Here is a 17,902-nt window from a genome sequence, read left to right as displayed (position 1 = left end):
GCGAAGGACTCGTCGAGGCGCCGGGTGTCGATCAGCACGATCGCCCCGATGGCGCCGCGGATCAGGTCGTCCCACATGAACCAGAACCGGTGCTGGCCCGGCGTCCCGAACAGGTACAGCACCAGGTCGTCCGCGAGGCTGATCCGGCCGAAGTCCATCGCCACCGTGGTGGTCGACTTCTGCGGGGTCGCACTGAGGTTGTCGACRCCSACSGAAGCGTCGGTGACCAACGCYTCGGTCCGCAGCGGCACGATCTCGGACACCGCACCGACCAGCGTGGTCTTGCCGACGCCGAACCCSCCGGCCACGACGATCTTGGTCGACGTCACGCGGCCGGGTTGTCCGCTAGATTTTCCGAAGTCCACCGAGGACCCTTTCAATGAGTTCACGACGTTCGCTGTCGACGGACGGCGACTGTGCGCACAGTGCCACGATCGTCGCGTCCACGTCCCCGAGTTCCCAGTTTCGGTTCGCGGTGTCCGGCAGGGCCTGGATCAGCGCCTCGAGCGCCAACTCGACCGCCGGCAGGGTACGCCCGGACGTCAGCGAGTACGGCCGGACCAGGCTCGGTCCGGTGCCTGCTTGTTCGAAGTTCCTGTCGTCCATGGCCACGTCGTACTCAGGTACCGGCGGCGGCTCGGGGCGCCGCCTGCACGGTGGTACCGACACGGTCGACCAGTAGTGCCATCGCGTAGCCGACCTGCCCGATGTCGCAGCCCGCCGAGGTGAGCGTCGCCAGGTGCGAGCCGTCGCCGACGCTCATCAGCAGCAGGTAGCCACGCTGCATCTCGACCACCGACTGGAGCACTCCGCCGCCCTCGAACAGCTGGGAGACGCCCGCCGACAGGCTCGCGAGCCCGGAGGTCACCGCCGCCAGCTGCTCGGCCCGGTCCACCGGCAGGTGGGCACTGGCCGCCATCAGCAGCCCGTCCGCGGACACCAGCACCGCGTGGGTGACGCCCGGTACGTCGCGGGCGAAGTTCGAGACCAGCCAGTCGAGTGAGCTGCGACCCGCGGATCCCTGATCCAGGTTGAGCTCGGATCCCTGATCCATGTTCATTGTCTCCTTAGATGCTGTTGCGTTCGGACTGGCCGGCGGCGCGGCCCTCGCGGATGCCCCGCTGGTGCCTGCTGAGCTTCTCGCGGATCGCATCCGGGTCGCGCAGCCTCGGCGGCGTGTTGGTCTGGTCAGTCCCCTCGACGCCGCCGGGAACCAGTCGCTGGCCGGGCTGACGTTGTGGCAGCCCCGAAGCGGTACGCGACTCGTCGCGTGGCCCGGTGGCCCGGTTGGCGGCGTCCCAGCCTACGTCCGCGGCGGACTTCCAGGCCGGGCTCACCTCGGCATCGGTGGGGTCGGTCAGCCAGTCCGAGACCATCCCCATGAAGATCGGTGTCGTCTCGGCCGAGAGCAGCCCCGCCGGCTCCTCCGTCCGCGGTCGGGCCGCGAAGAACGACGCCGTCTTCTCCGAGTTCAGGCGGTAGCGGTGCCGCCTCGACACACCCGGTTCGTCGGTGGGCGGTCCGGCCGCGACCGCCGGCGCGACGACCGGTTCCGGCGCCGGGGTCGGCACGGGAGTCGGCACGGGAGTCGGCACGGGCGTCGGCGCGACCGTGTCGGTTCGCTGCGGCAACCCGGGAGTGGCGCCGGGGGTGCGCCGCGGAAGCGAGGCGATCGGGGCCGGAGTGGGTCGCTCCGTGAACCCCGCCGCAGCGCCCGGACTACGTTGCGGCAACGACGATCCCGCGACAGGCTGTGGCTGCTCGGGCGCCGGGGCCGCGCCATCCTGCGACAGGGTGATCGGACCCGGACCCACGGTGACGGAGACCGGGGCAATGGGCTCGGGCATCTGCCGCATCGGCGCGGGAGCCCACTGCTGAGCGGCCGTCGCGTCGTCGTGACTCTCCAGCGCAGACTGCGGGCCGGTCATGGCCAGTGCCAACGGCGAGACCATCACTGTGCGCGGAATGTGCACGCTGGTGGTGACGCCCTGGTTCCGGACGGTGTCGAAGGTCGGGCGCATCCGGACGGTCAGTCCGTGCTGCGTGGCGAGCTCGCTGACGACGAACAGGCCCATGTGGCGGGCCGTCTCGGCACTGACCTCGCCGCCCACGGTCAGCCGCTGGTTGATCGCGACCATCTCGGCCGGCGGGATGCCGATGCCCATGTCGGAGATCTCGAGCAACAGGCCGCCGTCGACGGCGCGGTCGAAGTTGAACGTCACCTTGGACTCGGGCGGTGACGCGCGCAGCGAGTTGTCCAGGAGTTCCGCCAGCAGGTGCACGATGTCCGTGGCGACGGGACCCGCGATCGCGCCCTGCGGCGGGGAGCCGACCTCCACCCGCTGGTAGTCCTCCACCTCGGACATCGCGGCGCGCAGCACGTCACCGACCTGGACGGGCTCGGAGTGGCCGCGGCGGGTACGGGTACCCGAGAGGATCAGCAGGTTGTCGCCGTTTCGACGCATACGGGCCGCGAGGTGGTCGAGCCGGAACAGGCTCTCGAGCCGCGTGGGATCCTTCTCCTCGAACTCGAGGTTCTCGATCAGACCGAGCTGCTGGTCGACCAGCAACTTGCTGCGCCGGGCGAGCGTCTCGAACATGTCACCGATCTGCAGCCGCAACTGCGCCTGCTCGCCGGCGAGCTTGAGCGCCTGACCGTGCATGTCGTCGACGGCGCGGGCGAGCGTGCCGATCTCCTCGGTGGTGTGCACCGGGATCGGCTCGAAGTCGGTGACCGCGGAGCTGTCGCCGACCTTGATCCGCTCGATGGCGTCGGGCAGGTCGTGGTTGGCGACCTGCAGCGCGCTCTGCTGCAGCCGTCGGATCGGATTGACCAACGACTGTGCCACCAGCAGCCCGAGGACCACCGTGGCCAACAGTGTCGTGAGCACGAGGAGGCCGTCGCGTAGCGCCGCGGCCCGTGCCGTCTCGGCACGCTGGTCAACGGTACTCACGATGTCCCTCGAGGACTCGTCGATCAGCGCACCGTAGATGTCGCGACTCTCGATGAGGGACTGACGAAGTTCGAGCATCGGCAACGGGCCACCCGCGGCTTTTTCGATCGCGCCGACGCGGTAGGTGACGCCATCGCGGAGCAGGTCGATCTGGCTGTCCACCGTCGGGAACTGGCCGGCCAGAAAGTCGATCATCGCCAGTTCGGCGCCCGCCGCGGTCACCAGGTTGGTGAGCGGGGCGTTCGGGTCCTTGAGAAGCGTGAGAGCACCGGTGACCTGGTCGGCGAGGCGCCGCTGTGCGGACCAGGAGCCGGTCAATCGGCTGTGAGCGGAAATGACATCTGGATCTTCGATCGGTTCCAGGATCTCGTCGATGATCCCAGCCAGCTGCGCGCGGACGTCGGTGGTTCGCTGCGGAAGGTCCGGAGAAGTAGTACGCGACTCGATCTCTTCCGTCAGTTGTTCGACCGTCGTCAGGGCCCGGTCGAGATCTGTGCTCACCGCCGGGCTCAACGCCGGGTTCCCGACCGCGGGGCGAGCGGCTGCCACGCCGTCCTTGACCGCCTGGATGTCCTGGGCCGTCATCGTCCCGGTGCCCACCGCCGCCGAGGCGGTGCCGAGTGCGGTACCGACCTCGACGATGGCCGGGATCTCGGCGACCTGTTCTGCAGCGGAACTGAAATTCGCCGCGGTGGTGATTTCGTTCTCCACCCGGAGACCGCCCAACACCACGGCCGCGGTCACTGGCACGGCGAGGACCGCGGCCACCTTCCATCGCAGACCGATGTTCAACAGCCGGTTGGCCAGCCTCGGCTCACTCCTAGTCATTCGAGCTCACTTTCTGATCATTTGAGCTCACTGCTCCAAGGCCTGACACGACTGCACACACGCCAACTCCCGGACTCCGACCCCCGTACCGTGAACGATGAACGCGCCGTCAGCAAAATGCTCAGGCGGGCTCGGAGACTATCCTGGTAGGGCGGCTTTAGTACAGCGCTCAACGGCCGTAGTTCCGCCGCCCGGCACGACCATCGACTGTCGGATGAAGCTATCGGTCGAATTTCGAGAACCCATCAGTTTCATTGACCACGTTCTGACTCTTGCGCCCCATTCGCACCACTGGGCCGAGCACAGAACGTGACATTCGTCACAGTTTCGTGACGGACAGGTCAGCGGGCGCCGGTCCGGCCGCGCATCCCGCGCACCGCCCGGCGGTACGGCTCGTCTGAGCGTCAGCTACCGAGACCGGGCGCTCGAGGACCCGGCGGGAAGGGGCGTCGACGCCGTCCGGCCGGGCCAACGGTGTGGGGCGCCCGACAGTCACTCGCCCACGGTCGACGTCAGCAGCAGGACGGACCGGCCGGTGCGGTCGACTCCTCGGACGCCGGATCGGTTGCCGATGCCGTGCCGCAGCAGACACCGCCCTCCTCGGCGGCCAGGAGATCGAGGTGCTGCGGGCTCGACCCGAAGGTCTCCGAATCGGCGAGCACCGTGTAGATCTCCCACTTCTCCCCGGCCGGACCGGTCACCCACACCTTGTCCTGGGTGGCGAAGCAACAGGTCGTGCCGATCTCCTCGTCGGTGAACAGACCCTCGCCGGTCAGACGTGCGATCTCCTCGTGCACCTTCGTGGACGACTCGACCTCGACGCCGAGGTGGTTGATCGTGCCGCCCTTGCCGGGGTTCTCGAGCAACACCAGCTTCAGCGGCGGTTCCGCGATCGCGAAGTTTGCATAGCCCGGCTTCAGCTTCGCCGGTTCGGTCCCGAACAGCTTCGAGTAGAACGCAACTGCCGCCTCCAGGTCGTCGACGTTGAGTGCGAGCTGGGCGCGTGACATGACAGCCTCCATGTATGTGACATATGTCGAATTAGGTACGCCCCCAGCATGCCACCTCTTCGACATAAGTCAATACATTGGCCTAGCCGCTGTTGCCCTCATCCGCTGTTCCGCAGCGCGGTCGCGAGCCCGTTCATCGTCAGCTGGATCCCGCGCCGCACCTGGTCGCTGTCGTCGCCGGCACGGTACCGGCGCAGCAGCTCCACCTGCAGGTGGTTGAGCGGTTCGAGGTACGGGAACCGGTTGTGCACGGACCGTTTGACCGCCGGGTTGTCGGCCAGCAGGTCGTCACTGCCGGTGACGGCCATGCACATCTCCACCGTCCGCGCGTACTCGGTGGTGATCTTGCCGAACACCCGCTCGCGCAGTTCGGGGTCCGGCACCAGTTCCGAGTAACGGGCGGCCAGACCCATGTCCGCCTTCGCCATCACCATCGCCATGTTCGAGAGCACGGTCCGGAAGAACGGCCACCGTTGGTACAGGTCGGTGAGCCGGGCCAGCCGCTCCGGGTCCCCGTCCACCCAGTCCTCGAACGCCGCACCGGTGCCGTACCAGCCGGGCAGCATCACCCGGGACTGACTCCAGGACAGCACCCACGGGATCGCCCGCAGGTCCGCGATTGACTCGGTGGGCTTGCGCGAGGCCGGACGGCTGCCGATGTTGAGCGCGCCGATCTCCGCGACCGGGGTCGACGTCGTGAAGTACTCGACGAACCCCGGCGTCTCGTGCACCAGGTCGCTGTAGGCCACCCGGGCCCGCTCCGCCAGCTCGTCGAGCAGCCGGTACGCGGGTTCGGCGTCGTCGCCCAGCCCCTCGACGTCGAGCAGCGTCGATTCCAGGGTGGCGGCCAGCAGCGTCTCCAGGTTCCGGTGTGCCAGACGGGGTTCGGCGTACTTGGCGGCGATCACCTCGCCCTGCTCGGTGATCCGCAGCGAGCCCGCCACCGCGCCGGGCGGCTGCGCCAGGATCGCCTCGTAGCTGGGTCCGCCGCCGCGACCGACCGTGCCGCCCCGTCCGTGGAACAGTCGCAGCCGCAGCCCCTCGGCCCTGGCCGCCTCGACCAGGTCCAGCTCGGCGCGGTACAGCGCCCAGTTCGCGGCCAGGTATCCGCCGTCCTTGTTGGAGTCGGAGTAGCCGAGCATCACCTCCTGACGCCAGCCGCGGGCCTTCACCAGTTCCCGGTAGACGGGCACGTCCAGCGCGGCCGTCAGGGTCGCGGCGCCGCCGCGCAGGTCCTCGATCGTCTCGAACAGCGGCACGATGTCCACCGCGGCGGACGGCGCGGCGGTCGCGTCCCCCGGCACCACCAGGCCCACCTCCTTGAGCAGGACCGCCGCCTCCAGCAGGTCGCTCACCGAGGTGCACATGCTGATGACGTAGTTCGGCACCGCGCCCGGTCCGATGTCCCGGACCGCCTGCGCGCCGGCCGCCAGGATCGCGAGCTCCGAGGCGGCCAACTCCCCCAGCACCGCGTCGGGCCGCGTCAGCGGGCGCCGGCTCCGCAGTTCGCCGGAGAGCAGCGCCACCCGGTCCGGTTCCGCCAACCCCAGGTAGTCCGGGTGCGTGCCCGACCACGCCAGCAGCTCCGCCACCACCCTCTCGTGGACCTCCGAGTTCTGCCGCATGTCCAGGCCGGAGAGGTGAAAGCCGAACGCCTGCAACGACTCCCGCAGGAGGGCCAGCCGGTCGTCGGCGAGCAGTGCGTCGCCGTGACCGCGCAGGGAGGCGTCCACCACGGCCAGGTCGGCGAGCAGTTCGGCGGGTGCCATGTACGGGGCGAGTCGCGGCTCGGGCAGCAGGGACGGCAGCGACGCGGCGTCGCCGCCGAGGATTCGGCGCGCCGTGGCGCTGGTCCGGCCGCGGATCCCGCGCACCGCCCGTCGGTACGGTTCGTCGAAGCGGAAGGCCGACTCGTCGCCGGACGCGCCCGCCAGGTCGGTCAGCTCCGACGACACCGTGACCAGCCGCTCGGACATCGACAGTTCCCGCTCCAGGGACTCGAGTTCGCGCAGGTGGCGGCCGAGCGCGGTGGCGGCCGCGCGGCGGGTGGCCCGGCGCACCACCTCGGCGGTCACGTACGGGTTGCCGTCGCGGTCCCCGCCGATCCAGGACCCGGTCCGCAGCATCGGCTCCGGCAGCAGGTCCGCGTCGGGCCACCGCGAGCGCAACGCGGCCCGCAGTTCCGCGTTGATCCGCGGCACCGCCTCGAACAGGGCGGCGTCGTAGTACCGCAGGCCCACCTCGATCTCGTCCTGAATCCGCAACCGGGACAACCGGATCAGTGCCGTCTGCCACAGCGTGAGGATCTGGCGGCGCAGCGCACGCTCGACGGCGGCGCTCTCGGCGGCGTCGAGTTCGGTGCGTTCACGCAGTCGCATCAGCTCGGTGATCCGGCTCTGCGTCTCGAAGACGGTGCGCCGGCGGGTCTCGGTGGGGTGCGCGGTGATCACCGGCGCCACCAGCGCGCCGTCGAGTGCGCGCGCCACCACCGCCGAGTCGAGGTGCGCGGCGTCGAGCTTGCGGTAGGTCGCGGCCAGGCTGCTGTCCTGCGGCGGCTCGCCCGCCCGGACGTGGATCGCGCGGCGTCGCTCCCGGTGCAGGTCCTCGGCCAGGTTCGCGAGCAACGCGAAGTGACTGAACGCCCGGATCACCGGGATCGCCGTGTCGACGCCGAGGTCCGCGAACAACGCGGCCAGCTCGGCCCGGTCGATCTCCGACCGACGGACGCGGAACGACCCGACTCGGGCGCGTTCGACCAGGTCGAACACCGCCTCGCCGGCCTGCTCCCGGACGATGTCGCCGAGCAGACCGCCGAGCAGCCGAATGTCCTCGCGGAGCGGTTCCGTCGCCTCGCGGGGCGGGTCGGGTGGCGTTTCCTGCGACGACGGCCGGGTCATCGCCTCAGTATCGGCGTCCGCCGCCGCCGGTGCAGCGTGAGCGGGGCCGGACGCCGACACCGGTGAGGGTCACTGCGTTCAGCTGAACTTGATCTCCAGGCCGATGCCGAGGATGGCGATGAGCCAGATGGCGGCCGTGAAGACCGTCATCCGGTCGAGGTTCTTCTCGACGACGCTGGAACCGGAGAGGCTGGACTGCACGCCACCACCGAAGAGGCTGGACAGGCCACCACCCTTGCCGCGGTGCAGCAGCACCAGGAGGATGAGCAGCAGGCTGGTGATCACCAGCAGGATGTCCAGGAACAGTTTCATTTCGGCTGTACTCTGCCCTTCGCATGACGGATATGGCCACAAGCTGTCCCAGCCTACAGTCTCGGCCCCACAATCAGGCACACATCGGCAACTGGCCGTGACGAGCACGATTTGTGCTCGCTGAGCGGGAGAAACCGGACATTCCCCGTGACAGTCCGTTGCCCCGGTGGCTACCTTCCCGTCCCGACAGGACTAGCCACATCATCGGAAGGCCCACTCAATGTCACGACACAGTTCCAGGATCGCCGGCGTGCTCATGGTCGCCAGTACCGCGCTGCTCACCGGGGTGGGCGGGGCCGGGTTGGCCCAGGCGGAGCCGGCCGTGCCGCCGGCGCTGGCCTCGCTGTTCGACACGGGCTCTGCCGCGCTCGGCAGCTCCGAGGCCCCGGCCCCCGACGCACCGCGGCTCGCGAGCATCGACAACTTCCGGGACGTCGCCGGGACCGGCGCGGGCTACGCCACCGCCGACGGCGCGCACGTGAACAAGGGCGTCTTCTACCGGGCGAACGCGATCGTGCCGAACGAGGCGGACATGGCCACCCTCACCGCCCTCGACCTCTCCACCGTCTACGACCTGCGCACCGACGACGAGGTCGCGAGCAAGAAGGACGTGCTCCCGGCCGGCGTGACGTACAAGCGCATCCCGATCCTGTCCGGCAACATCAACGAGATGCTCGGCAGGATCAACTCGCCCGACGACGCCCGCAAGATGATGCAGGACATGAACGTGGCCTTCGTCAGCGGCGCGGTCGAGAAGGCAAAGTTCGCGGAACTGTTCACCGACCTGGCCGACACCACCGGCGGCGGCCAGGTGTTCCACTGCACCGCGGGCAAGGACCGCACCGGCTGGACGTCCGCCGTCCTGCTCACCCTGGCGGGCGTCGACCAGAAGACGATCATGGACGACTACCTGCTCACCAACGAGTACGCCAAGGACTCGATCGCCAAGAACACCGCGGGGCTCAAGGCCGCATTCGGCGACAAGTACGTCAACTTCATCCCGCTGGTGACCGTCGAGGAGAGCTTCCTGCAGGCCGGCCTGGACGAGATGACCGCGACCTACGGCACGATGGACAAGTACCTGACCGACGGCCTGGGCCTGAGCGCCGACACCATCGCGAAGCTGAAGGCCAAGCTGGTCGGCTGACAGGCGGCTCCGCCACTCGTGCGCGCTTCACGCCCCCCGGGGACGGAAAACGCGCACGAGTGCGCAGCGCCTAGCCCAGGTCTCGGGCGAGCGCCCGGCCCGCGGCCCGGCCGGAGAAGATGCAGCCGCCGAGGAAGGTGCCCTCGAGCGCGTTGTACCCGTGCACCCCGCCGCCGCCGAACCCGGCGACCTCGCCGGCCGCGTACAGGCCGTCGAAGGTGCTGCCGTCCGGCCGGATCACCTGCGAGTCCAGGTTGGTCTCCAGGCCGCCGAGGGTCTTGCGGGTCAGCAGGTTCAGCCGCACCGCGATCATCGGCCCGTGCGCGGGGTCCCGCAGCTTGTGCGGCTTGGCCACCCGGATGACCTTGTCCGGGGTGTAGGCGCGCGCGTTCTTGATCGCCATCAGCTGCATGTCCTTGGAGTAGGCGTTGTCCACCTCCCGGTCGCGCGCCACGACCTCCCGCTCGACCTGCTCGAAGTCCAGCGGCGGACCCGGGTTGATCGCGTTCATGCCGTCGACCAGGTCGCGCAGGTTGTCGCGGACCACGAAGTCCTCGCCGTGCTGCTTGAACGCCTCGACCGGGCCGGTCGCGCCCTTCTTCACCCGGCCCAGCAGCAGCTTGAGGTCCTTGCCGGTCATGTCGGGATTCTGCTCCGAACCCGAGAGCGCGAACTCCTTCTCGATGATCGACTGGGTCAGGATGTACCAGGTGTGGTCGTGCCCGGTGCCGACGATGTGCTTGAGGGTGGCGAGGGTGTCGAAGCCCGGGAACAGCGGCACCGGGAGACGGTTGCCGGTCGCGTCCAGCCACAGCGACGACGGGCCGGGAATGATCCGGATGGCATGGTTCGGCCAGATCGGGTCCCAGTTGACGATGCCCTCGGTGTAGTGCCACATGCGGTCCCGGTTGACGATGTTGCCGCCCGCCTCCTCCGTGATGCCGAGCATCCGGCCGTCCACGTGGGCCGGCACCCCGGTGATCATCCGCTTCGGGACCGGGCCGAGCCGTTCCACCGGCCAGTTCTGCTTGACCAGTTCCTGGTTGCCGCCGATGCCGCCGGACGTCACGATCACCGCCTGCGCGCGCAACTCGAACTCCCCCGCCGGGGTGCGGTTGGACTTGACCCCGCGCGGCTCGGTGGACGGCGCGAGGACGGTGCCCCGAACACCCACCGCGGCGCCGCCGGTGACGATCAGCTCGTCCACCTGGTGCCGGTACTTGAACGTGACCAGACCCCGTGCGGCGGCCGCGAGCACCGGCTCACGGAACACCCGCACCACCTCCGGTCCGGTGCCCCAGGTGATGTGAAAGCGGGGCACCGAGTTGCCGTGCCCGGTGGCGAGCCCCGCGCCGCGCTCCGCCCAGCCGACGTTCGGCATCACCTTGAGGCCGAGATCGTGCAGGTAGGAGCGCTTCTCGCCGGCCGCGAACTGCACATAGGCCTGCGCCCACTGCCGGCCCCAGTGGTCCTCGCGCTCGCGGTCGAACCCGGCACTGCCGAGCCAGTCCTGCAGCGCCAGCTCGTAGGAGTCCTTGATCCCCATCCGGCGCTGCTCGGGGCTGTCGACGAGAAACAGTCCACCCAGCGACCAGAATGCCTGTCCGCCAAGGTTGTCGGCGTTCTCCTGGTCGACCACCAGCACCTTGCGGCCGGCCTGGACCAGTTCGTAGGTCGCCACCAGGCCCGCGAGCCCGGCCCCCACCACGATGACGTCGGCATCTGCAGCCATGTCCACCTCACACACTCTCGCTGTAGCTACGGAGCACGCACACGAACAGTTGTGTGCGCGCGCTGACAATCTGTTCGTCGTCCGATTCCAGGAGGATCTGCACGGACGTTCCGTCGTGGACGGCAACCAGTGCGCGCCCGAGCGCGACGGGGTCGGTGACGCGGCGGCCGGCGGCGGCCAGTTCCGTCTCGACGATCGGCATCAGGGCCGCCAGGATCGCCGACTCCCGCGCGGCCACCACGGCGCGCAGCGAGGGGTTCCGCAGCGCGTGCGCGGTGAACTCCGCCGACACCCGGTACCAGCGGTCCTCGACGGGGATCACCCCGAGAATCCGGCGTGCGGACCGTTCGAGATCCCGGGGGCCGGGCGGCGGCGACGCCTCCGCGATGGCGGCCGCGATACCGCCGAGCAGTCGGCTCGACTGCCGCTCCCACATGGCAAGGAAGAGCTGGTCGAGGGAGTCGAAGTTGGAGTAGAAGGCGCCGCGGCTGAAGCCCGCACGCTCACAGACCTGTTCGACGGTGGAGCGGCCGAAGCCCTCCTCCGCGAACACGTCGAGAGCGGCGTCGAGCAGGCGGTCGCGCGTACGCGCGCGGCGCACGCTCACCGGGCGACCCGTGACATCGTTCACATGGATACATTAACGTATCGGATACAGAAATGTATCGATTACGGAAATGCATCCACAGGTCACTGCTGCGGCGACAGCACCACGATCGGGATCGGCCGCGAGGTGTGCCGCTGGTAGCCGCTGTACCGATCGCCGTTGTTCGCGTCGGCGGCGGCGAACAACCGGGCGTAGTCGGCGTCCCCCGGACCGAGCATCCGCGCGGTGACGGCAATCCCCTTGATGCCGACGCGAATCCGGGCCTCGGGCCGCTTCCGCAAATTGAAGAACCAGCCCGGCGACCGCGGCGCGCCGCCGTTGGACGCGACCACCACGTAGTCCTGGCCGTCCCGGACGTAGGTGAGGCTGTTGACCCTCGGCTGCCCGGTCTTCGCGCCGACCGTGTCGAGCAGCAGGCAGGGCACCCCCAGCAGTCGGTGACCGATCCGGCCGTCGGTGCGCTCGTAGATCCACTGGTGTGCTTTCAACATCTGCACGCCGGCCTTCTTGACCACGGGAATCTCCTCGAACTTCACGGCACCCACCTCCACGATTGTGTGTAACCGACAGTACACAGACAATCCGGACGGTCGGGCAAGCCCTGCGAACTCGGGTGCTAGTCGATCATGAACCAGCCCCGGACCTGCGCCTCGTGGTCGACGTATCGTTGCCCGGAGACGTCGACGACAACCTTGTCGATGGTGCCGCCGGTGAACGGGAACGGTGCCGTGTAGTCGGCGTTGACCGGGGAGGCGCTGTCGCGTCCGACACAGATACCGTCGCCGACGAGACAGAACACTCCAGGCTGGGTGACGATCTCGCTGCTGGCCACCTGCTGGTCGTCGACGTAGAGGTCGAGGGTGCCGGCGAATCCAGGCATGGTCGGGTCCTCGTTCGGGCCCTTGACCGTGAATTCGGCGGTACACACGTGGTCGCCGGGGGTGATGTCGCGGTCGGCCGCGACGTCTTCGACACGGGTACCGAGCCAGTTGAACGTGTAGCGGAGTCGGTGATCCTTGACGTACAGGCTGTGTCCGCCTGCCACGCCGCCGTGCGCGTAGAGCACCCCCTCCGCGTCGAGGGTGTCCACATGGACACCCGCCGCGACGGTGTAGGAACGGCCGGTGATCGAGGCCCCCGCGCTTTCGGGGACGTCCGCGCAGTTCGGGTAGTAGACGTAGCGGTCGCGGCTCTTGCCGGGGCGCGGGCGGTCGGCGAGCACCTGTTCGAGGGCGTTGCGGTCGTCCAGCGGGAGGCCGTTGAAGATGCCGGCGTAGTAGAACCAGAGTTCCTTCATCTCGGCGAGGCGTTGCGGTTCGGTGTCGGCGAGGTTGTGGAGTTGCGCCCGGTCCTCGTCGAGGTGGTAGAGCTCCCAGACGTCGTGGCCGAAGTTGCCCCAGCCGGAGATCGGCGGGTGCAGCGAACACGCGAGCCATCCCTCGCGGTACAGCGACCGCTGGCCGAGCATCGCGTAGAACTGGGTCTCCTTTCCCGGAGCGGCGGGGTCGGTCAACGTCGCGGCGAAACTCTCGCCCTCGATCGGGCTCTGCGTGTAGCCCTTCAGCACCGCGGGCGGTTCGATTCCGAGGAGTTCGTAGACGGTGGGGACGACGTCGACCGCGTGAATGTACTGGTGTAGCGGTTCGGTGCGGGGCTGCAGCTTCGCCGGCCAGGACACCATGCACATGTCGGCGATGCCGCCCTCGTACCCGGCCCACCGCTTCCAATACGGGAACGGAGTGTCGAACGCCCATGCCCATCCGGTGTTGTAGTGGTTGTACGAGGCGGGGCCGCCGAGTTCGTCGAGGTGCGGCAGTGTCACCTCGGTGGTGTCGGCGACACCGTTGAAGAATCGCCATTCGTTGAACGAACCGTTCGGGCCGCCCTCGCCGCTGGCGCCGTTGTCGGAGATCACGATGAGCAGGGTGTTGTCGAGTTCGCCCGATTCGTCGAGGAAGTCGATCACCCGGCCGAGCTGATCGTCGGCGTAGGAGATGAACCCGGCGAACACCTCGGCCATGCGGATGAACAGGCGCTGCTCATCGGCGGTGAGCGAGCCCCACGGCCGAACGGTGTCGAGTACCGGCCACAGCTGACCGTCCGGGCCGGTGGCGGTCGGCTCCCCGTGGGGGTTGATCGGCGACAGCTCGGTGTCCTGCGGCAACAGGCCCAGTTCCTTCTGCCGGGCGAGGATCTCGGGGCGGATGGCCTCGTAGCCCTGATCGAACTTGCCCTTGTATCTGTCGGCCCAGTCCGCGGGGACGTGGTGCGGGGCATGCCCCGCCTGCGGGGCCAGGTACATGAAGAACGGTTTGTCGGGGTCGACGGCCTTGGCATCGCGGATGAACTCGATCGACTTGTCGGACAGGTCTTTCGAGAGGTGATAGCCGTCCTCGGGGGTCCCGGGCGCCTCGATCGGGTGGTTGTCGTAGACGAGGTCGGGGTACCAGCTGTTCGACTCGCCGCCGAGGAAACCGTAGAAGCGTTCGAAGCCGCGGCCGAGCGGCCACCGGCTCTTGACCGCCGACATGTTGCATTCCTCGCTCGGGGTCAGGTGCCATTTGCCGACGCAGTAGGTGTTCCAGCCGCGTTCGGCCAGAACCTCGGAGATGAATCCGTTCTCGAAGGGGATGTGGGTCGAGATTCCGGGGAACCCAGAGCTGAGTTCGGCGACCGTGGCCATGCCGTTCGATGTGGCGTTGCGGCCGGTCAGGAGCGAGGCTCGGGTGGGAGAACACAGCGCCGTGGTGTGGAAGTTCGAGTAGCGCACGCCCGCGTCGGCGATGCGCCGCATGGTGGGGGTCTCGATGGGACCGCCGAAGACATCCATGCTGCCGTAGCCGACATCGTCCCACGCGATGACCAGCACATTCGGGGCGCCCTCGGGGGCCTGGGCCGGAAGGTACGGTGACCAGTCCGGCACCGAATCACGAATGTCGACCGCGATCTTGCCTCTGCGGGAAGTGGCCATGGCGTCGCTCCTCCGGTCGACGGCCCGCTGTGCCCCTCGCGGCATCGGGGAACCGCACCTCTCATCATTGACCCGGCGGCGGCGGGGCGTCTACCCCCGTCGCGTGTACGAGCGGAGCACCGCGCCGGGGACTCCCGCACGTTCCAGCCGCCACACAGACCCGAGACGTGAAACGCCGGTGGGCGCGCAGACCTCGAAAGGTCCACGCGCCCACCGGCGTTCGTTCTGCGACCGTCAGATCACGGCAGCGGACCGCCCGCCGCGATCGCCGACAGCGTCGCGAACTCGTCGGCCTTGAGCGAGGCACCGCCGACCAGTCCACCGTCGATGTCGGGCTGCGCGACCAGTTCGCCGACGTTCTTGGCGTTGACCGAGCCACCGTAGAGCACTCGGACACCCGCGGCGACCTCCGCCGAGGCGAGCGCGACCAGCTCGTCGCGGACCGCCTTGCACACCTCCTGCGCGTCCGCCGCCGAGGCGACACGACCGGTACCGATGGCCCACACCGGCTCGTACGCGACGACGATCCTCGAGATCTCGTCCGCGGACAGGCCGGCGAGCGAACCCCGCAGCTGCGCGACGTTGTAGGCCACGTGCTCGCCCGCCTCGCGGATGTCGAGGCCCTCGCCGATGCAGACGATCGGGGTGAGCCCGTTCTTCAGCGCCGCCTTCGTCTTGGCCAGGACCGTCTCGTCCGTCTCCCCGTGCAGGGTGCGACGCTCCGAGTGACCGACCACCACGAAGGTGCAGCCGAGCTTGGCCAGCATCGAGCCGCTGATCTCACCGGTGTACGCGCCGGAATCCTGCGCGGAGACGTCCTGTGCACCGTAGGTGAGCAGGAGCTTGTCGCCCTCGACCAGCGTCTGCACGCTGCGGATGTCGGTGAACGGCGGGATCACCGTCACGTCGACCTTCTCGAAGTACTTCTCCGGCAGCGAGAACGCGATCTTCTGCACCAGGGCGATGGCCTCGAGGTGGTTGAGGTTCATCTTCCAGTTGCCGGCGATGAGTGGCTTGCGTGCCATCCCTCAGACCTCCAGGGCTTCGATGCCGGGAAGGGTCTTGCCCTCCAGGTACTCCAGGGAGGCACCGCCACCGGTGGAGATGTGCGAGAAGCCGTCCTCGGGCAGGCCGAGCTGACGCACGGCCGCGGCCGAGTCGCCGCCGCCGACGACGCTGAACGCGCCCTTGCCGGTGGCCTCGACGATCGCCTCGGCGACACCCTTGGTGCCGGCCGAGAACTTCTCGAACTCGAACACGCCCATCGGACCGTTCCAGAACACCGTCTTCGCGCCCGAGAGGATCGCCGCGAAGCGCTCCGTCGAGCCGGGTCCGATGTCCAGGCCCATCCAGCCGTCCGGGATGTCGAGGGCCGAGACGACCTTCGACTCCGCATCCGGCGAGAACGAGTCGGCGATCACCACGTCGAGCGGGATGTGCAGCACGTCGGCGAACCGCTCGAGCAGGTCCTTGCAGGTGCCGATCATCGACTCCTCGCACAGCGAGTTGCCGACCTTGACGCCCTGCGCGGCCAGGAAGGTGTAGAACATGCCGCCACCGATGACCAGGGTGTCCACCTTGGGGGCGAGCGCCTCGATCACCGCGAGCTTGTCCGAGACCTTCGAGCCACCGAGGACCACCGCGTACGGACGCTCCGAGTCGGCGGTCAGCTTCTCGAGCACCTCGACCTCGGCCGCGACCAGGTTGCCGGCGTAGTGCGGCAGCAGCGCTGCCACGTCGTACACCGACGCCTGCTTGCGGTGCACGACACCGAAGCCGTCGGAGACGAACGCGCCGTCCCCGTCCACCAGCTCGACGAGCGCCTTCGCGAGCGAGGCCCGCTCCGCGTCGTCCTTGCTGGTCTCACGGGGGTCGAAGCGGATGTTCTCCAGCAGGAGGACGTCCCCGTCGGTGAGGCCCTCCGAACGCGCGAGCGCGTCCTGACCGACCACGTCACCGGCGAGCTGGACGTTGCGGCCCAGCACCTCGCCCAGCTTCGCGGCGACCGGTGCCAGCGAGAGCGCCGGGTCCGGCTCGCCCTTCGGGCGACCGAGGTGCGCCATCACGATGACCTTCGCGCCGGCCTCGGCGAGCGCGCCGATGGTCGGCGCGGAGGCGACGATGCGGCCCGCGTCGGTGATCGTGCCGTTGTCCAGCGGGACGTTCAGGTCCGAGCGCACCAGCACGGTGCGCCCCGCGACGCCTGCGTCCAGCAGGTCCTTCAGCGTCTTGACAGCCACGTGTATCAGAGGGACTTCGCGACGAGACCGATGAGGTCCGCCAGGCGGTTGGAGTAGCCCCACTCGTTGTCGTACCAGGAGACGATCTTGACCTGGTCGTCGATCACCTTGGTCAGGCCCGAGTCGAAGATCGACGAGTGCGGGTCGGTGACGATGTCCGAGGAGACGATCGGCGCGTCCGTGTACTTGAGGATGCCCTTGAGGGGACCCTCGGCGGCGGCCTTCATCGCGGCGTTGATCTCTTCGGCGGTGGCCGGCTTGCGCAGGTTCGCGGTGAGGTCGGTGACCGAGCCGGTCGGGATCGGCACGCGCAGGGCGTAGCCGTCCAGCTTGCCGAGCAGCTGCGGGAGCACCAGGCCGATGGCCTTGGCCGCACCGGTGCCGGTCGGGACGATGTTCAGGGCCGCGGCGCGCGCGCGACGCAGGTCGCTGTGCGGGGCATCCTGCAGGTTCTGATCCTGGGTGTAGGCGTGGATCGTGGTCATCAGACCCTTGACGATGCCGAACTCGTCGTCGAGCACCTTGGCGATCGGGCCGAGGCAGTTGGTGGTGCACGAGGCGTTGGAGATGATGTTCTGGCTGCCGTCGTACTGGTCGTCGTTGACGCCCATGACCACGGTCAGGTCCTCACCCTTGGCGGGCGCGGAGATGATGACCTTCTTGGCGCCGGCCTCGAGGTGGCCCTTGGCCTTCGCGGCGTCGGTGAAGATGCCGGTGGACTCGACGACCACGTCGACGCCCAGCTCGCCCCAGGGCAGTTCGTTCAGGGGGCCACGGTGCGCGAGCGCCTTGATCCGCTGCTCGCCGACGACGATCGTGTCGTCGCCGTCCAGGGAGACGTCGTACGGCAAGCGACCCAGGATCGAGTCGTACTTGAGCAGGTGAGCCAGAGTCGCGTTGTCGGTCAGGTCGTTGACCGCCACGATCTCGATGTCAGTGGTGCCGAGCGCCTTCTGCGCATCGACGGCCCTGAAGAAGTTACGTCCGATACGACCGAAGCCGTTAACGCCTACCCGGACAGTCACAATTCGCTCCTTTGACCAATTTCTCGTGTTCTCGATCAGATGTATGCCACACACTAGTGCGCCGACTGTGGGAGACAGGAATCTGCTCCCATTGGTTGGCGCGGCGCTACGCCGCGGTACCGATGCTCGGCTGCCGCTGCGCTACGCCTCGGTACCGATGCTCGGCTGCCGCTGCGCTA

At 68.6% G+C, this 17,902-nt stretch carries 15 protein-coding genes; 1 reads left to right on the top strand and 14 read right to left on the bottom strand.

Annotation, left to right across the window (positions count from 1 at the left end; genetic code table 11):
* The 7 genes from AC1DWC_RS20115 to secG all read right to left on the bottom strand — a co-directional run.
* Positions 1-329 (bottom strand): GTP-binding protein (locus AC1DWC_RS20115; protein ID WP_477910864.1); only part of this gene is annotated, 329 nt, incomplete at its 3' end.
* 16 nt (positions 330-345) lie between these two features.
* Positions 346-606, bottom strand: coding sequence for a DUF742 domain-containing protein (locus tag AC1DWC_RS20110; RefSeq protein WP_477910862.1), 261 nt, complete (start codon positions 604-606; stop codon positions 346-348).
* A 13-nt stretch (positions 607-619) separates the two neighbouring features.
* The gene (locus AC1DWC_RS20105; RefSeq protein ID WP_477910860.1) at positions 620-1,054 is read right to left on the bottom strand and encodes a roadblock/LC7 domain-containing protein; all 435 of its coding nucleotides are present in this window, start codon (positions 1,052-1,054) and stop codon (positions 620-622) included.
* 13 nt (positions 1,055-1,067) lie between these two features.
* Positions 1,068-3,782: a sensor histidine kinase gene (locus tag AC1DWC_RS20100; protein ID WP_477910858.1), complete on the bottom strand. Its 2,715-nt coding sequence runs from the start codon at positions 3,780-3,782 to the stop codon at positions 1,068-1,070.
* 512 nt (positions 3,783-4,294) lie between these two features.
* A complete protein-coding gene (locus AC1DWC_RS20095) occupies positions 4,295-4,792 on the bottom strand; it encodes an ArsI/CadI family heavy metal resistance metalloenzyme (protein ID WP_477844281.1) in 498 nt (165 codons plus the stop codon).
* Positions 4,793-4,890: 98 nt separating this feature from the next.
* Positions 4,891-7,689, bottom strand: coding sequence for a phosphoenolpyruvate carboxylase (gene ppc / locus AC1DWC_RS20090; RefSeq protein ID WP_477910856.1), 2,799 nt, complete (start codon positions 7,687-7,689; stop codon positions 4,891-4,893).
* A 78-nt stretch (positions 7,690-7,767) separates the two neighbouring features.
* Positions 7,768-8,001 (bottom strand): preprotein translocase subunit SecG, encoded by a 234-nt coding sequence (gene secG / locus AC1DWC_RS20085; protein ID WP_072847417.1) that lies wholly within the window; start codon positions 7,999-8,001, stop codon positions 7,768-7,770.
* Positions 8,002-8,221: 220 nt separating this feature from the next.
* Between secG and AC1DWC_RS20080 the strand changes: the two genes are divergently transcribed.
* Positions 8,222-9,148: a tyrosine-protein phosphatase gene (locus tag AC1DWC_RS20080; RefSeq protein WP_477910854.1), complete on the top strand. Its 927-nt coding sequence runs from the start codon at positions 8,222-8,224 to the stop codon at positions 9,146-9,148.
* A 70-nt stretch (positions 9,149-9,218) separates the two neighbouring features.
* Here the strand turns inward: AC1DWC_RS20080 and AC1DWC_RS20075 are convergent, their stop codons facing one another.
* From AC1DWC_RS20075 to gap, 7 genes are all read right to left on the bottom strand, one after another.
* Positions 9,219-10,880 carry an FAD-binding dehydrogenase gene (locus AC1DWC_RS20075; protein WP_477910852.1) on the bottom strand — a complete coding sequence of 554 codons (1,662 nt, stop codon included), beginning with the start codon at positions 10,878-10,880 and terminating at the stop codon, positions 9,219-9,221.
* 7 nt (positions 10,881-10,887) lie between these two features.
* Entirely contained in the window at positions 10,888-11,511 is a 624-nt protein-coding gene (locus tag AC1DWC_RS20070) for a TetR/AcrR family transcriptional regulator (RefSeq protein WP_477910850.1), read from the bottom strand.
* A 59-nt stretch (positions 11,512-11,570) separates the two neighbouring features.
* Positions 11,571-11,978: a nitroreductase family deazaflavin-dependent oxidoreductase gene (locus AC1DWC_RS20065; protein WP_477910870.1), complete on the bottom strand. Its 408-nt coding sequence runs from the start codon at positions 11,976-11,978 to the stop codon at positions 11,571-11,573.
* A gap of 125 nt (positions 11,979-12,103) precedes the next feature.
* Positions 12,104-14,458: a sulfatase-like hydrolase/transferase gene (locus tag AC1DWC_RS20060; RefSeq protein ID WP_477910848.1), complete on the bottom strand. Its 2,355-nt coding sequence runs from the start codon at positions 14,456-14,458 to the stop codon at positions 12,104-12,106.
* Between the two features lie 239 nt (positions 14,459-14,697).
* Positions 14,698-15,483, bottom strand: a complete 786-nt coding sequence (tpiA, locus tag AC1DWC_RS20055; RefSeq protein ID WP_477910846.1) for a triose-phosphate isomerase — start codon at positions 15,481-15,483, stop codon at positions 14,698-14,700.
* Positions 15,484-15,486: 3 nt separating this feature from the next.
* On the bottom strand, positions 15,487-16,698 hold the full coding sequence (locus AC1DWC_RS20050) for a phosphoglycerate kinase (RefSeq protein WP_477910844.1): 1,212 nt from the start codon (positions 16,696-16,698) through the stop codon (positions 15,487-15,489).
* A 5-nt stretch (positions 16,699-16,703) separates the two neighbouring features.
* Complete coding sequence (gene gap, locus AC1DWC_RS20045; protein ID WP_072847411.1) at positions 16,704-17,723, bottom strand: type I glyceraldehyde-3-phosphate dehydrogenase; 1,020 nt, start codon at positions 17,721-17,723, stop codon at positions 16,704-16,706.
* Between the last annotated feature and the right edge of the window lie 179 nt (positions 17,724-17,902).

It is taken from the genome of Rhodococcus sp. P4_C10 (genome assembly GCF_056402135.1).
This window is presented reverse-complemented; position numbering and strand designations above follow the sequence as displayed.

Bases quoted from the DNA above. Each gene is read 5' to 3' on its own strand.
- AC1DWC_RS20110 (WP_477910862.1), bottom strand. From the start codon at position 606: ATGGACGACAGGAACTTCGAACAAGCAGGCACCGGACCGAGCCTGGTC.
- AC1DWC_RS20105 (WP_477910860.1), bottom strand. From the start codon at position 1,054: ATGGATCAGGGATCCGAGCTCAACCTGGATCAGGGATCCGCGGGTCGC.
- AC1DWC_RS20100 (WP_477910858.1), bottom strand. From the start codon at position 3,782: ATGACTAGGAGTGAGCCGAGGCTGGCCAACCGGCTGTTGAACATCGGT.
- AC1DWC_RS20095 (WP_477844281.1), bottom strand. From the start codon at position 4,792: ATGTCACGCGCCCAGCTCGCACTCAACGTCGACGACCTGGAGGCGGCA.
- ppc (WP_477910856.1), bottom strand. From the start codon at position 7,689: ATGACCCGGCCGTCGTCGCAGGAAACGCCACCCGACCCGCCCCGCGAG.
- secG (WP_072847417.1), bottom strand. From the start codon at position 8,001: ATGAAACTGTTCCTGGACATCCTGCTGGTGATCACCAGCCTGCTGCTC.
- AC1DWC_RS20080 (WP_477910854.1), top strand. From the start codon at position 8,222: ATGTCACGACACAGTTCCAGGATCGCCGGCGTGCTCATGGTCGCCAGT.
- AC1DWC_RS20075 (WP_477910852.1), bottom strand. From the start codon at position 10,880: ATGGCTGCAGATGCCGACGTCATCGTGGTGGGGGCCGGGCTCGCGGGC.
- AC1DWC_RS20065 (WP_477910870.1), bottom strand. From the start codon at position 11,978: ATGTTGAAAGCACACCAGTGGATCTACGAGCGCACCGACGGCCGGATC.
- AC1DWC_RS20060 (WP_477910848.1), bottom strand. From the start codon at position 14,458: ATGGCCACTTCCCGCAGAGGCAAGATCGCGGTCGACATTCGTGATTCG.
- tpiA (WP_477910846.1), bottom strand. From the start codon at position 15,483: ATGGCACGCAAGCCACTCATCGCCGGCAACTGGAAGATGAACCTCAAC.